A 14,693-nucleotide genomic window follows, 5' to 3' on the forward strand; every position below is an offset into this window, starting at 1 on the left:
TCCGGTAACAGTTAAAAGAATTACTCGTTTGGTCATGAAGCTACAATCTTTCCATTCGTCTCAAAGGTAGCCGTGGACCCTGCCGAAACACTAGAGACGAGCATAATGAAACGAACGGCTCTGGTGAATCGATAGACAGCGCCGACTTCAACCGGTAGAACTAGGGAAATGAAGCGGGAAACCGTCGATGCCTATGTCGAAGATATCCCGCTTCACGAGCAAGGCGGTTCGGTAAGCTAACGCACCTCAAGCTTCATTTCGGTTGTCACCACTGCCATCGAGTAGTCTCAGCGCTTACATATACGCGTCATCGTACCATCGTGAAAGTAAAACTCAGCGGATTATCTCCCAGACCCAGACACGAGTCGATTGAGCATAGAATCAGGTGGACTGGTCTTCCAGTTCGGACCAGACGTGCCGGAACTTCCCGCTCCGTGAATCCCGTCGTGGAGGCTCGGATGCCGCTTCGACGGTCATGCGGCTAATCCCGTGCGTACGAAGGAACGACTGAAGCTCCTGTTCGATATGCTTCCAGACGTCCTCCTCGGTTGCACCAGGGGTGACGTCGAAGCGGACCTGAAGTGTTGTGGGGGCTGTGCGGATGATCTGGGTTCGATGCACACCCGGAACTTCTTCGACGACGCTCGAGAGTGCGAGTGGGAAGATCGGGACCTCCTCTCCCTCGTCGGTTTCGAACTGGAGGACGTCTCCTTGCCGTCCGCCGACCTCCATGATGGGGAATGCGCTTCCGCATGGACACCGTTCTTCGTACAGCGTGATGCTATCCCCGAGATCGTACCGAACGAGCGGTTGCACCCGATTCGAGAGGCTCGTGATGAGGACGGTGTCCGACGGCGTTCCAGGTTCGACCGGCTGATAGTCCTCGTCGACCGGTTCGACCACGACCCAGTCGGTGTTGACGTGGAGACTCCCGTGTGCGCACTCGACGGCGATGGGGACGAATTCCGTCGCCCCGTAGAGCTCTCGGACCACACAATCGAAGGTGTCCCGGAGCATTCGCTTCTGTGTCTCGGAGATGGGTTCTGCTGTGGGGAGAACGAGTGCCGGGCTGATGTCGAGACGACCGGCTTGCTGGGCTCGCGCCAGTTCGACGAGGACGGTCGAGTAGCCTTCGAGGATGGCCGGCTGGTACTGGTTCAGATCGGAGACCAGGTCGGCGATCGGGCTCGTCGGGGAGAAGAGCCGAAGGCGACGCTCTCCATAGACGGATTCTCGACGCATCATCTCGAGGCCGGCAGCACCGGCGAAGTGACCGCCCGAGACAGCGACCAGTGCGATGCGGAGATTCTGTGTGAAGAGCCTTGAGAGGGGCGAAACTCCGACCATCGCTGGTACAATCCACCGATCGCCCACCACGTCTGAAACGGTCCAAGCGGTCTCGTCCTGCACGAACATCCCTGGTTCCCCGGTCGTCCCAGACGTGGTCCAGACCGGATACTTCCCGAGGAAGCGCTCGCCGATCTTCGTCTCGTCGGCGACGAACGCGTCGATCTCGGCTCTGGTGATCGCCGTGTCCGTGACGACGTCGTCGAAGTGCTCCATGAGCATCGCCTTCGTCACTGGCGGAAAGCGCTGAAGATCTGTCGTCCCCTGGGGGATATCCGCGTACCGTTGCTTGTAGAATCGGGACTGACGTCGTACGAACGCGAGATGGGATTGGAGTCGCTGTCGTTGACGAGATGCAATCGTCGCAGCATCCGCTCGCTTCAGCCGCCAGGTGTCGAGTACGAGCTTCCCCTTGGTTATCGGACTCTGTCTCATGCCATCCTCCAGTACGTTGTGCATTCGAGAGCGAGGAGTATAGTTAACAGGCCTCATCCTAGCGACGGTGGGTGACGACTTCGAAAGCGGCCACCCACGATTCATCATACTGTCTGTGGACAGGCTGTTCACGCTCCACGACGAGATTCAGGCCGTCTGGTGCGTGTTTCTGAGATGCCGTTGTAGAAACGCTAGCTGGTCTTCGATCACCTGCTCTCGCATCTCCCCAACATAGACCTGAAAGTGCCCGACCGGATATCGAATAATCTCGGAATTTCGGGCGTGTTCGACGACCCGTACGGCAAATTCCGGTGCTGCCTGTTGGTCTTCATCTGCGACACAGAGGAGAATCGGGGCGGTAATGCGTTCGACGGTCCCCACCTCGTATCGTGGAAGGTCGAACACGACACGCGGAGCGAACTCGTTGCGCCACGTTGTTGCGTCGGTAGCGAGTCGCTCCATAATCGGCTTCGCATCGGGTTCGGTGATGACTGCGAAGCCACCTGGTTCACCGATGACGGGAACCAGAGACGGTGAGAGCCCGAGTCTGCCTCGCACCGCGTCGTACACGGCGGCGAGGAGCATCCGAACGAAGACCCCGAGAGGGGCTCGTTCGGATCCTCGGCCCTGGAATGCGTCGAGCATCGGGACCTGTGTGATGACGGCGGCAAGCTTCGGATCGTCGGCAGCAACGGCGATGACGTGTCCCCCGGCGAAGGACGTTCCCCAGACGGCGACGCGGTCGGGATCGACCATGCCGAGACTTCGAGCGCGACGAATTGCCGCACGATAGTCGTCACGCTGTCGTTCGACGTCGACTATCTGGCGCGGTTCCCCACCGCTCTCCCCGAAGTGTCGATAGTCGAACGTCAGGACGGCATACCCCTCGGCAGCAAATCGCTCCGCGAACGCAGGCAGTCCCAGGTCCTTCGTGCCGCTGAAGCCGTGCCCCATAACGATACACGGGAGTCTCCCGCGTATCTGAAGCGGCAAGTACAGGTCAGCAGAACACCGTATCCCCCCAGATTCGAACGATATTGTCGTTTTCGTGGTGTCCTGGCGCATGTCCGGTTCTGGTTCGCTTTGATGCGAGAAAACAGTTCACCGGTGGATACCCGTAGTACATAACGGACAAGGATGGATGATTCGTCGCCACTCAAGCACCGACGGCTTGGAAAGGCCGAACGAACGAGTAGCTCGTCACAGTGCTACCATCCCGAGAACGGCGATTCCACCGAGAAAGGTCACGAGTTGTACGGTGGATCGGTAGACGTCAGTCTCGTCCACGAGTTCGGGGAGGAGGTCCGACGCTGCGATGTAGACGAAGTTTCCAGCCGCGACTGGAAGCAGATAGTGGGTGAGCGCGCCGGAATACTCCGCTAACAGGAGAACAGCAGTCGCCCCGACGAAGGCAGTCAGTGCCGTGAGAAAGTTGTACGCCACCGCCCGACCGTGTGGCATTCCACCGTAGACGAGAACGCCGAAATCACCGATCTCCTGTGGAATCTCGTGCGTTGCAATGGCGGCAGTCGTCGCAAGACCGAGCGGAATCGACGCGAGGTAGCTCGCTGCGATGATGACCCCGTCCAGCGCATTGTGGATGCTGTCTCCGAAGAGAATCATGTACGACAGCGGCTGGGCCTGATCTGCGTTTGGATAGTGATTGTGGTGCCACGAGATGTACTTCTCGAGGACGAACGCGAGAACGATTCCAGAGAGGACGACGAGCCCAGTCCCTGCATCGAAGCCATGCGTCGCGACGACTTCTGGGATCAGGTGTAAGAACGCGTCTCCGAGCAGCGTTCCTGCTGAAAAGCTCACGAGGTACGGGAGGACGCGATCGAGTTTCTGACGACCCATCGCGACGGTCACGATTCCAACGAGCGCGAGGAGACTGACGACTGCAACACTGCCGTACACGTAGAGCAACTCCTGGGCCATTGTCGGTCGCTATCCTCGGTCCCTCCGACCGACCACGCTCTCTGAGAAGGCGGTCCCAACCGACCGATGACTAGCCACACCGAAAGATCGCAGCCTCCTGGCCCAGGGGACAGTCGCTGTCAACCTCCGATATCTGCGAAGAAATGGAGAGCACGTCCGATCGTTCCCGTACTGGAATCTGGTTGGCAACATAGGTGGGTTCACGTTCGGAAGCCGAGGAGGCGGAGTCCGTTGAGCGAGACGACGACGGTCGAACCCTCGTGGCCGACGACGGCCAGTGGAAGGGGAAGACCAGACGTGAGGATCGTCGTGATCATGAGCACGATAGCGCCGAAGGCGATGACGAAGTTCGTCAGGAGCGTTCGCCGTGTCGCTCGGCCCAGTCCGAACGCGTACGGGATCTTCTCGAGGGCGTCAGCCATCAACACGACGTCGGCTGTTTCGAGTGCGACGTCGGTCCCCGCAGCGCCCATCGCCACGCCGAGCGTCGCGGTCGCGAGGGCGGGCGCGTCGTTGACCCCGTCGCCGACCATCGCGACCTTGCCGTACCTGCGGACGAGTTCCTCGACGATCTCGACTTTCTGCTCGGGCAGGAGCTCTGCACGCACCTCGTCGATACCGACCTCCTCGGCGATATCGTGGGCGACGGCTTCGTTGTCCCCGGTCAGCATGACGATGTGTTCGACACCGATGTTCCGGAGCGCTGCAACCATCTCGGCCGCTCCCGGTCGGATGGTGTCGGTGAAGGCCAACCAGCCGACGATGCGGACGTGCTCGTCGGTCTCCACCGCGACGAGCACGCTCGTCTTCCCTTCGGCCTGGAGCGTTTCGAGCGTCTCGACGCCCGCTTCGAGCCCCTCGACGGAGTTGTCGGTCGGGATGGTGTCGAAGTACCGCGTGTTCCCGATGTGGACGGTGTACCCCTCGACCACGCCCTTGACGCCTTTGCCGACGGTCGCCTGAAAGTCGACTGCATCCGGAACGTCGAGACCGCGCTCACGCGCGCCATCGACTGTCGCCCGTGCCAGGTGGTGCTCGGAGCGTTCCTGGACGGCTGCGGCCCACGTGAGCAACTGCTCGGGCGTCATCTCCACCCCGCCGATCTCGACGTCGTCGCGAACGTGGACGTCCGTCAATTTCGTATCCCCTTCGGTCAGCGTCCCCGTCTTGTCGAACGCGACGGCATCGATCGTCGCGGCCGATTCGACGTGTTCGCCTCCTTTGAACAGGACGCCCTGTCGAGCCGCCGCCGCGATGGCCGACAGAACTGCTGCCGGGGTCGAGATGATGACCGCACACGGCGAGGCGGCGACCATGAGCGTCATCGCCCGATAGAACGTGGGGTCGAACGGCCTGTTGAACGCCAGTGGGACGATTACCGCCAACGCAGTCATCGCGAGCACGCCCAGGACGTACGGCTGTTCGAGTCGGTCGATGAGCCGCTGCGTCGGCGCGCGCTCGCTCTGTGCATCCTCGACCATGTGGATGAGCCGGGCGATGGCCGACTCCGACGCTCGATGTGTCACGCGAACTTCGAGACTCCCCTGCTCGTTGATCGTCCCACCGAACACCTCGTCCCCGGGCTCCTTCGGAACCGGAACGGACTCGCCGGTGAGACTCGACTGGTCGACCGTGCTCTGTCCCGACGTGACGACGCCGTCCAGCGGGATGCGGTCGCCGGGTCGAATCACGAAGTGCTCGTCGACCTCGACTTCTTCGACGGGAACCGATACCTCCTGCCCGTCACGGAGCACCTGCGCTGATTCCGGCCGCAGTTCCATCAACGCGTGAATTGCACGTCGCGAGCGTCCAATCGCGTAGTCTTGCAGGACGTTCGAGAGCGAGAACAGAAAGAGCAGCATCGCTCCCTCGAACGGGGCTCCGATCGACAGCGCACCGACCGCGGCCAGAATCATCAACAGGTCGATGTCGACCGCCCAGTGACGGAGTGTCTGAATCGCGCCTTTGAGCCCGTACCAGCCGCCGAAGACGTACGCCAGCCCGTAGCTCACCGACGCCACGATTGCAGGTCCACTGAGCCAACTCGTCACCAACCCGGCGACCATCCCGACAAACGTGATTCCGACGAACGCCGCCTCGATTCGCAGTCCTCGCTCGAACGCTTCGCTATCGACGAGTCCCTCCTCTCCTTCCTGGATTGTCACACCGAACTCGCGGATGGCTCGCTTGATTTCGTCCAGCGTGGTAACCGACTCGTCGTAGCTGAGATGGATGACCCCCGCTCGAAACGAGACGTCTGCCTCGTGAACTCCCGCGATGGCCCGGAGACGGCGTTCGAGCGAGAGCGCGGTCGACTCCCGACTGCGTCCACCAGTCGGTTCGATTTCGAGTGTTGCAGTGGACAGGGACCTCGTAGTGATCCCGGCCATTTGTCGGGCCACCTTCTCCGCATCGGGAGCTGAGAGCTGTCCCGAATCGTAGTCGAGAACGAAACGCCCGTACTTCGTGTCCGCCGCGACTGTCTCGTCGCCCCTCGCGCGATCGGCAGACTCACCGCCCGGAGCCGATGGATTGGACGAGGAAGGGCGGTGAGAGTCGGAGGGACCGTTCATTATAGAATGGTGTTTCGGAGTCACAATAACGGTTCGCCGGAGGGGCTGGTCGGAGTACGTCTCGACCGGGCCAACTGACTGCGCTGGGTCACCAAACCTGTATCAATCTGTGCGTTCTTCGACAGAAGACGAGTGGCCGGCGAGCAACACGGCTCACGTCTCAGCTGGGCGGTCGTGTGTGTTCGCCGTATCAGTGCGAGTCATCCTCTGGTTTCGTCGCTTGGACGGTACCGTCTGGGTGGGCGGGTGGACTGTATAACGTATACAGTCGAAGCGGGTCGGTATCAGCCGTGTTCGTAACGTTGTGTTCAGTACCAGCAGGAATCACAATGGCGTCACCGTCGCCGAGACTCGATTCCTCGCCGTCGAGCACGGCCGTCGCCGTCCCCGATTCGACGCGGATGAACTGGTCGATGTCGGAGTGGGTTTCGAGTCCGATGTCCTCACCCGGACGGAGGGTCATGAGGACTAACTGGACGTGGTCAGCAGTGAACAGGACATGCCGAAAATCGTCGTTGTCCTGCGTCTCACGTTCGATGTTCGTGACGTAGCCAGGCATGGGTGAATCCAGTCTATAACACACGGAATGAGGGGACAAAAGTAGCAACCGCTTATCGACGGTACTCCTCGTTACTCAACCGCGCCCGACACTACCACTCCCCGACAGCAGAGACAGACCGTATCAGGACCACTGGTTGCGAGGCGACACAAATAGGAGGGGAATGGCGATGGATTACCGAGATTGCGCCGCTACGTAGCATCTGGTTCGGTGCCGGTCGGTTCACATTCTACTCGGCCCAGACGTGCCGGAACTTCCCACTGGCAGGATCGCGTTGCGGTGACTCTGTGGCCTGCTCGAACGCAACCCCAATAACACCCTGGTCTTCCAGGAATGACTGGAGAGCCGTACTCACTTCTTCCCACACGTCTGCTTCATCTCGGTCAGGGGTGACGTCGAGACGAACGCGAAGGGTGGCTGGCGCCGTTCGAATGAGTTGTGTCCGACGTACTCCGGCCACTTCCTCGACCACGCCAGAGAGGGCGAGCGGGAAGATCGGACGGTCGCGTCCGTCCGCTGTCTCGAAGTGCAGGACGTCGCCCTGGCGCCCTTCGACGTCGATGACGGGGAATGCACTGCCACACGAACAGTGTTCGTCGTACATCGTGATGCTGTCTCCGAGGTCGTACCGGATGATCGGCTGAATGCGATTCCCGAGGTTCGTGAGCAGTACCGTCTCCGAGGGTTCCCCGGGATCGACCGGCCGATACTCCTCGTCGACGGGTTCGAGGACGACCCAGTCGGCGTTGACGTGGAGGTTTCCGTGTCCGCACTCGATCGCGATCGGGTCGAACTCGGTCGCAGCGTACGCCTCGCGCACCTCACAGTCGAATGCACGCTCGATGTCGCGCTTCTGGGCTTCAGAAACCGGTTCTGACGCTGGGGAGACGAATGCCGGGCTGATGTGCAGGCGACCGTCTCGTTGGGCGCGGGCCAGTTCGACGATGACACTCGCATAGCCCATGAGGAGTGCAGGCTGGTAGCGATTCAGTGCCTCGATGATATCGTCGAGGGGTTGCGTCGGTGAGAACAGCTGAATCCGGGTTTCGAGGAATTTGGATTCGCGCTGGAGCAGGGCGAACGCGGAGGCACCGAGGAAGTGACCGCCGGCGATCGCGATGACGGCCTCTCGAAGATTGTGCTTGACGAGTCGCCTGACCGTGTCGATGTCGAGTACCGCATCCAGTATCCAGCGGTCTGGAAGCGCTCCGAGCAGCGCCAGACTGGTGTCGTCCTGGACGAAGATGCCCGGTTCTCCTGTCGTTCCCGATGTCGTCCAGACTGGGTAGCGGTCGAGGAATCGGTGGCCGATCTTCGTCTCGTCGGCGACGAACGCGTCGACCTCGGCTCTGGTGATCGCCGTGTCCGTGACGACGTCGTCGAAGTGCTCCATGAGCACCGGTTTCGTCACCGGCGGGTACTGTGTGAGGTCGGTACTGCCCTGGGGGATATCGGCGTAGTGTCGCTTGTAGAACCGTGACTGTCGCCGGACGAACGAGAGCAGGTCAGCGAGCCGTCGTCGCTGCCGAGCCGCTATCTCTGCACGGGTCGCTCCTCTGGCCCGCCAGATGTCGAGCGTGATCTTTCCTCTCTCGATTGGATTCATCGGACTGGTGTCGAAGCGCGGGGGATTCTTTCGTGCTCCCTGTCGGCTTCGCGGCGAACGGACTTCGTTATTGGCCCACCGGGGCAGCTGTTACCCGACGTTCTTCATGTGGCCCTCCCAGGGCTCACCAGAGCGGACGTACGCACTCGAACGGGATATTACGGGAAAATTCGAGGCGAAAGCCTCGCCCTTCAGGGCGGTGCCTTCGCCATTCTCGGCGGGATTGTCGATGCGTACATCGTAGCACGGTTGTACAACCGATTCGCCGCAGAGCCCGAATCCTGAAGCGGTCGAGAACCCGCTTATGCTTCGGTGAGCAGGCCGCGCAGGACGTAGTGCAAGATGCCTCCGTTCTCGACGTACCGGACCGCCGCAGGGGTCCCGACCTGCGCGGTCACCGGGAACTCGACCGTCGATCCGTCGTCGCGCTCTGCGACGACGGTCAGTTCGTCCATGACGTCGATGCCGTCGTCGAGGCCGCGAATGTAGTAGTGCTCCGAACCGTCGAGTCCGAGCGACTCCCAGGAGTCTCCCTCGTCGAACTGGAGCGGGAGCACGCCCATCCCGACGAGGTTGTCCCGGAAGATGCGCTCGTAGCTCTCAGCGATGGTCGCCCGCACGCCGAGCAGGTCGGTCCCTTTTGCTGCCCAGTCACGGCTGGAGCCGGTCCCGAACTCCTCGCCCGCCAGCACCACGAGCGGCGTGTCGTCCTCGCGATACCGCCGACTGGCCTCGAAGACGGTCGTCTCCTCGCCCGTCGGCTGGTGAATGGTGTACCCGCCCTCGACGTCGTCGAGCATCTCGTTCTCGATGCGGACGTTCGCGAACGTCCCGCGCATCATCACCTCGTGGTTGCCCCGGCGAGACCCGTACGTGTTGAACTCGTGGGGCTCAACGCCGTGGTCGAGCAGCCACTGCCCGGCCGGGAGGTCGGGACCGAAGGGACCGGCGGGACTGATGTGGTCGGTGGTCACCGTGTCACCGAGCAGCATCAACGAGCGAGCGTCGTCGATGTCGCCGACACCGGGTTCTTCGAGCGGGAAGTCCTCGAAGAACGGTGGTTCGCGGATGTAGGTCGATTCGTCGTCCCACTCGTAGACGTCCCCGGTCGGGGCCTCGAGGGCCTCCCAGCGTTCGTCGCCCTCGAACACCTCGGCGTACTTCTCCTCGAACACCTCCGAGGAGACGTTGTCGTGGATGGCGTCCCGGACCTCGTCGGCGTCCGGCCACAGGTCTGCGAGATAGACCGGCTTCCCGTCGTCGTCGGTCCCGAGGGGCTCGTCCTGGAGGTCGATATCCATCCGGCCGGCCAGTCCGTACGCGACCACGAGCGGTGGGCTCGCCAGGTAGTTCGCGCGAATCTTCGGGTGGATGCGGGCCTCGAAGTTCCGGTTGCCGCTGAGCACGCTCGTCGTCCAGAGGTCGTGTTCGTCGATCGCCGTCTCGATGGCTTCGGGGAGCGGTCCTGCGTTCCCGATGCAGGTCGTACAGCCGTAGCCGACGACGTTGTAGCCGAGATCCTCGAGATACGTGAGCAGCCCGGCGGTCTCCAGATACTCGGTGACGACTCGACTTCCGGGTGCGAGACTCGTCTTCACGTACTCCGGGACGTCCAGGCCGTGCTCGACTGCGTTTTTCGCGAGCAGCCCCGCCGCGATCATCACCGACGGGTTCGACGTGTTCGTACAGCTCGTGATGGCGCTCACCACGACGCTCCCGTGGCCGATCTCTGTCGTCTCGGCGTCACCGAGGTCGACCTCGACGCGCTTCGTCAACTTGCCGAGATCTGGCTCCTCGGGCGCTTCCTCCGGCGTCTCGGTGAGCGAGCCGCCGTCGCCCGCGAGTTCGGGGTCTCGGCCCCCCTCTCCGAGCCAGCGGACGATGGCGTCCTCGTCGAGGTCGTCGGCGACTTCATCGAACTCGCCGTAGATGAGTCTCCGGAAGTGGGTCTTCATGTCGCCCATCGGGATGCGGTCCTGGGGCCGCTTCGGGCCGGCGAGACTCGGCTCGACCGTCGAGAGGTCCATCTCGACGACCTCGGTGTACTCGGGCTCTTGCTCTCCGAAGAGGCCCTGGGCTTCGAGGTACTCGCGCACGAGTTCGATGTGGTCCGGGTCTCTGCCGGTGAGTTCGAGATAGTCGAGGGTCGACTCGTCCACCGGGAAGACGCTGATGGTCGACCCCTGTTCCGGCGCCATGTTCGAGAGCGTCGCCCGGTCGGGCACGGTGAGGTTCGCGACGCCCGGCCCGAAGAACTCGACGAAGCGATCGACCACGCCGACCTCGCGGAGCTTCTGGGTGACGTGGAGGACGAGATCGGTCGCGGTCGCACCCTCGGGTAGCTCACCGGTAAGTTGGACGCCGACGACCTCGGGGAGCTTCATCGTGATCGGCTGGCCGAGCATCGCGGCCTCCGCCTCGATACCACCGACGCCCCAGCCGACGACGCCGATGCCGCCAATCATCGGCGTGTGACTGTCCGTGCCGACGAGCGTGTCCGGCAGGAGCCAGTTCTCCCCCTCGCGCTCGCGGACGTGGACGACCTGCCCGAGATATTCCAGGTTGACCTGGTGGACGATGCCCGTTCCCGGCGGGACGACCTGGAAGTTCTCGAAGGCGTTCTGGGCCCACTTCAGCGCCCGGTACCGTTCGGCGTTTCGCTCGTACTCGAGTTCGACGTTCTTCTCGTAGGCGTCTTCGGTCCCGAAGTAATCGACCTGGACGCTGTGGTCGATGACCAGATCGATAGGGATCTCTGGCTCGACGAGTGTCGGGTCCTCCCCGTTGCGGTCGGCGGCCGAACGCAATGCCGCCAGGTCGACTACCGCCGGGACGCCGGTGAGATCCTGCAGTACGACGCGGGACGGCGAAAACGGCAGTTCGACGTCCGGGACGTCGGGCTGCCAGGACGCCACGTTCTCGACGTCCGTCTCGTCGATGGCGTCGCCGTCGGCGTTCCGGAGCACCGACTCGAGTAGTATCCTGATGCTCACCGGAAGACGTGAGAGCTCACAGAGTCCCTCCTCCTCGAGTGCTGTGAGGTCTGCCATCTTGTAGGTCTCCCCGGCGTGCTCGAACTCGCGGATTGCCCCGAACGGGTTTGAGGTGGCCATACGTCAATCTACAGTGTCGACGGGTATGAGGATTCCCCAGTTGAAAACCGATATCGACCGACGAGCGTGACGCCGAGGAAGCGCGACCGTCCAACAGGTCACGCGCAATAACAGCGTCGAGTTCGTATAGGAGGCCGTCGAACGGGCAGGATATCCAGAGCTGAAGGAAACGCCAGGGCTACCGAAAGCAGTGTTTGCTGAAAAATTCGGAACCTCGACTAAGTGGTGCCGTTAGTCTTGGAGCGTAGCGACTGTTCGGCCCGTTTCCTCTGCCTCCCGGCTGCGCGACATGTTGTACGTCGCGAGCGCTTCGTCAACCACCTGGTCAAGACTCATTAGTCGATTTAATCTTGACTCTGTATATGCGCTTGCATGGCTCCAGAAGAGTATCATCCACCCACAATTCGCCGCTGTGACATCCTCCTCGCCGTGAACGACGAGGCTTCCCGTACCGCAGGTGGGATATTTGCCGGTCTACGACATGGCTTGATCTCTCGTGTGAAACACCCCGCTCTCGCGGTCGAACAAGTATGTCGATGGCTGTGCCACACAGCCGTTACTCCTATCCTCACCATGAGGACTCGGAGTTATCTTCTGTCGCATATTCTCCGCCCCGTTGCAGTCCGCGTTCCCGACCAACTCACACGACGAACACACGTACAGGCCACGCTCGACCCGGTTCGCTTTCGTGTCGTCCCCACACTTCGAGCAGGTCTTCGACGTCTCCCACTCGTTCTCTTTCAGCACCTCAACACCGCGCTCTTCGCCCTTGTAGTTGAGATACTGGTAGATGCGGTCGAACGCCCACGAGTGCAACTTCTTGTTGCCGGTCTTGCCCCAGTCGGACTCACGCACGTCTGCAGGCCAACTCACCGCGAGCGTTCCAACGCCGCGTTCGACACACTCAGTGATGATTGTGTCCGTGAGAGCGTGGTAGAAATGCGTCTCGCGATGAGCGAGTTTCTGACGTGCCCACATCGACTTCTCAGACGGGCCGTTCTCACCCTCGGTGTCGTACTCAGCACGCGTGAAGTAGTGCTTGTCTTGCTTGAGCGCGTTACCGGGGTAGAGAACGTATTCGTCGGGGAACACGACCGTGGCGATGTTCGTGATGCCGAGATCGATGCCTGCCACACCATCGCCTGCGGAGTCGTTCGTTTCGACGGCGACCTTGCAGACGAAATGCAGTTCCCACTCATCACCGTTCCAGACGGCTCGAACAGTCTGTACCTCTTTGGCTTCCGAGAGGTAAACGTCGGGACACGTCTGATACTCACAGAGGAGGAAGTCCGAAAAGTGTTCTTTGAGGTTCGAGCCTTTCGAGAGTCGAACCCGATTGTTCTCGGAGTCGTGTTTGAACCCGTCCGCTTTGAACGTCACCGTGGAACGCGGTCGTTTATCACCGTGTTTTCGGTAGCCGGGCGGATTCGCCTCCGGGTCTTTGTGTCGTAGGTCGAACCAGGACTGGAAAGCGTCGGAAAGTTCTTCGATGACTTTCTGACTGGACTGTGCGTTCAGGTATTTCCAGCACGACTGGTGCTTCATATACGATTTGAGCGAGCCTTCGTCTGGAATTACACCGATTGCGTCCCATACGCGGTCTGCTGTCCATCGTGCGACGTTCCAGATTTTCGAGGCAGAATCTCCGAGCGAGTCGAGGCCATCGCAGACCTGCCGGTGGTTCTTGATGGAACCAACGTAGGTGCGCGTGACCTGAATCGCCATACATAGCTTATGTTGATAGATTTACTTAGTACTACGGAGTGGCGTTGCATATCCAGTCAGAGTGTCGTCGGTGGATTGTGGAGGAGTTGTCGGATTCACTCCCGTCGTAAACGGCGGGATTCTCTCCTTGAAGAAAGATAGCACCCATAGCAATTCGATCCTGGAGAGTGGCAACCTTCTTCCGATTTCCTCACCTTCCTGACTGGGCGTGAGAACGCCATATCCTTCTTCGTTGAGCACGGCAATAGCTGCGTCAAGCGAACGCCTGATCGTTTGCGAGCCAGATTGCTCACTCAGCGAGATCACCATGGGAGATCATTCGCTGGAGGATGTCGAATTCCTCAGTGTCGTGAACAACGAGCCCATCGCTTCGTTCGACGTACTCGGTTCAGTTCGTGCGTTCTCCACTGGACGGCGATCAACTGCTCGACCTGGTTGTTGCGTTGAGTCTGATATGCGTTCTCCACGAGAGCCCTTTGACAGCTCTCGCACCCGTTCAGCGGGTGAAAAACAAGGGGCTAGTCTGCGCTAGCGGGAGTACTGTCTACGTCGACGTCGTCAAGAAGAGGGTAGTCGATGTGCATCTCGATTTTATCGAACGGGACAACTGGCTGAATCGCTCCGCCAGGGCCTCCCTCCTCGAGTTTGAGGATACCCAGCACCTCCAGCTGTTTCAGGTCTGCATGGACATCGGAGACGTCGCGGTCGACGAGTCGTGCAGCCTCACGCATACTTGATGGGCGCTCTCTGGCGATCGCTTGGACGAGATCGAGGCGCAGTGGTGTGAGGCTGTCGACGAGATCGTCATAGGTCCCGAACTGGAGTACTGCACGCTCATCGCTTTCGTCCAGTTCGTCAGCCTCAGCAGTCTGAATGAACTGGAGCGTATCCTCTCGGAGCTGTGCTCGGTCGCCGACGGTGATGTGAAGCGTGGTCATGTTCGGGTGTGTTGGATGTGTGTTGTGTCTGCTGTCAATAGGGACGTGGCGGGTTGCCACCGATGGTGTTTCAGTATTCGTCAGCACTGGCCCAGAACTCGACGACGAGTTCTTCCATACCTGGGAACTCGACGTCTGCGTCACCGGCAGCGGTGTGGAGTTCGTGGCCTTTGGTGCCTTCGTGGGCGTTGTCGTAGCGGATGAGCGTCAGGTCTTGCAGCGTTCCCAGGTGCAGTGTGTACTGTACTTCCAGCCGGACGGGTAGGCAGTTGTGTCGGTCGTCCGTCGCATGACGACGTTCTCGACGAGTCCGGCTTCCACGTGGTGTAGCGGTGCGTGAGTTCCTGGCCCATCCCTCACCTGTTGGGTTGTTGCCCAACACGATAAGTGTGTTGGGAATGCTCCCAACAGTCACTCAGATGATGACGGGGCCTCACAATCATACTGTGGGGCGGT

9 protein-coding genes and 1 pseudogene are annotated in these 14,693 nt (G+C 60.9%); all 10 read right to left on the reverse strand.

The features are described 5' to 3' along the window. Nucleotides 1-381: 381 nt before the first annotated feature. The 10 genes and pseudogenes from ACSC1W_RS18655 to ACSC1W_RS18700 all read right to left on the reverse strand — a co-directional run bounded on the left by ACSC1W_RS18655 (nucleotide 382) and on the right by ACSC1W_RS18700 (nucleotide 14,528). The gene (locus ACSC1W_RS18655; protein WP_435349198.1) at nucleotides 382-1,914 is read right to left on the reverse strand and encodes a phenylacetate--CoA ligase family protein; all 1,533 of its coding nucleotides are present in this window, start codon (nucleotides 1,912-1,914) and stop codon (nucleotides 382-384) included. A gap of 15 nt (nucleotides 1,915-1,929) precedes the next feature. Further along, entirely contained in the window at nucleotides 1,930-2,847 is a 918-nt protein-coding gene (locus tag ACSC1W_RS18660) for an alpha/beta hydrolase (protein ID WP_435349200.1), read from the reverse strand. Between the two features lie 135 nt (nucleotides 2,848-2,982). Further along, the gene (locus tag ACSC1W_RS18665) at nucleotides 2,983-3,723 is read right to left on the reverse strand and encodes a ZIP family metal transporter (protein ID WP_435349202.1); all 741 of its coding nucleotides are present in this window, start codon (nucleotides 3,721-3,723) and stop codon (nucleotides 2,983-2,985) included. Nucleotides 3,724-3,923: 200 nt separating this feature from the next. After that, nucleotides 3,924-6,113: a heavy metal translocating P-type ATPase gene (locus tag ACSC1W_RS18670; protein ID WP_435349203.1), complete on the reverse strand. Its 2,190-nt coding sequence runs from the start codon at nucleotides 6,111-6,113 to the stop codon at nucleotides 3,924-3,926. A 373-nt stretch (nucleotides 6,114-6,486) separates the two neighbouring features. Further along, nucleotides 6,487-6,855, reverse strand: a complete 369-nt coding sequence (locus tag ACSC1W_RS18675) for a cupin domain-containing protein (RefSeq protein ID WP_435349204.1) — start codon at nucleotides 6,853-6,855, stop codon at nucleotides 6,487-6,489. 229 nt (nucleotides 6,856-7,084) lie between these two features. Then, nucleotides 7,085-8,461 (reverse strand): phenylacetate--CoA ligase family protein, encoded by a 1,377-nt coding sequence (locus ACSC1W_RS18680; RefSeq protein WP_435349205.1) that lies wholly within the window; start codon nucleotides 8,459-8,461, stop codon nucleotides 7,085-7,087. A 302-nt stretch (nucleotides 8,462-8,763) separates the two neighbouring features. Further along, nucleotides 8,764-11,574: an aconitate hydratase gene (locus ACSC1W_RS18685; RefSeq protein ID WP_435349206.1), complete on the reverse strand. Its 2,811-nt coding sequence runs from the start codon at nucleotides 11,572-11,574 to the stop codon at nucleotides 8,764-8,766. 474 nt (nucleotides 11,575-12,048) lie between these two features. Continuing rightward, a complete protein-coding gene (locus ACSC1W_RS18690; RefSeq protein ID WP_435349207.1) occupies nucleotides 12,049-13,299 on the reverse strand; it encodes an RNA-guided endonuclease InsQ/TnpB family protein in 1,251 nt (416 codons plus the stop codon). Between the two features lie 518 nt (nucleotides 13,300-13,817). Next, entirely contained in the window at nucleotides 13,818-14,237 is a 420-nt protein-coding gene (locus ACSC1W_RS18695) for an HVO_A0114 family putative DNA-binding protein (RefSeq protein WP_435349208.1), read from the reverse strand. Nucleotides 14,238-14,307: 70 nt separating this feature from the next. After that, nucleotides 14,308-14,528: pseudogene (locus ACSC1W_RS18700) on the reverse strand (toxin-antitoxin system TumE family protein). Between the last annotated feature and the right edge of the window lie 165 nt (nucleotides 14,529-14,693).

This window comes from Haloarchaeobius marinus (genome assembly GCF_051207415.1).
Lineage (GTDB): Archaea > Halobacteriota > Halobacteria > Halobacteriales > Natrialbaceae > Haloarchaeobius.

Bases quoted from the DNA above. Each gene is read 5' to 3' on its own strand.
- ACSC1W_RS18695 (WP_435349208.1), bottom strand. From the start codon at position 14,237: ATGACCACGCTTCACATCACCGTCGGCGACCGAGCACAGCTCCGAGAG.
- ACSC1W_RS18660 (WP_435349200.1), bottom strand. From the start codon at position 2,847: ATGCGCCAGGACACCACGAAAACGACAATATCGTTCGAATCTGGGGGG.
- ACSC1W_RS18670 (WP_435349203.1), bottom strand. From the start codon at position 6,113: ATGGCCGGGATCACTACGAGGTCCCTGTCCACTGCAACACTCGAAATC.
- ACSC1W_RS18685 (WP_435349206.1), bottom strand. From the start codon at position 11,574: ATGGCCACCTCAAACCCGTTCGGGGCAATCCGCGAGTTCGAGCACGCC.
- ACSC1W_RS18680 (WP_435349205.1), bottom strand. From the start codon at position 8,461: ATGAATCCAATCGAGAGAGGAAAGATCACGCTCGACATCTGGCGGGCC.
- ACSC1W_RS18690 (WP_435349207.1), bottom strand. From the start codon at position 13,299: ATGGCGATTCAGGTCACGCGCACCTACGTTGGTTCCATCAAGAACCAC.
- ACSC1W_RS18665 (WP_435349202.1), bottom strand. From the start codon at position 3,723: ATGGCCCAGGAGTTGCTCTACGTGTACGGCAGTGTTGCAGTCGTCAGT.
- ACSC1W_RS18675 (WP_435349204.1), bottom strand. From the start codon at position 6,855: ATGCCTGGCTACGTCACGAACATCGAACGTGAGACGCAGGACAACGAC.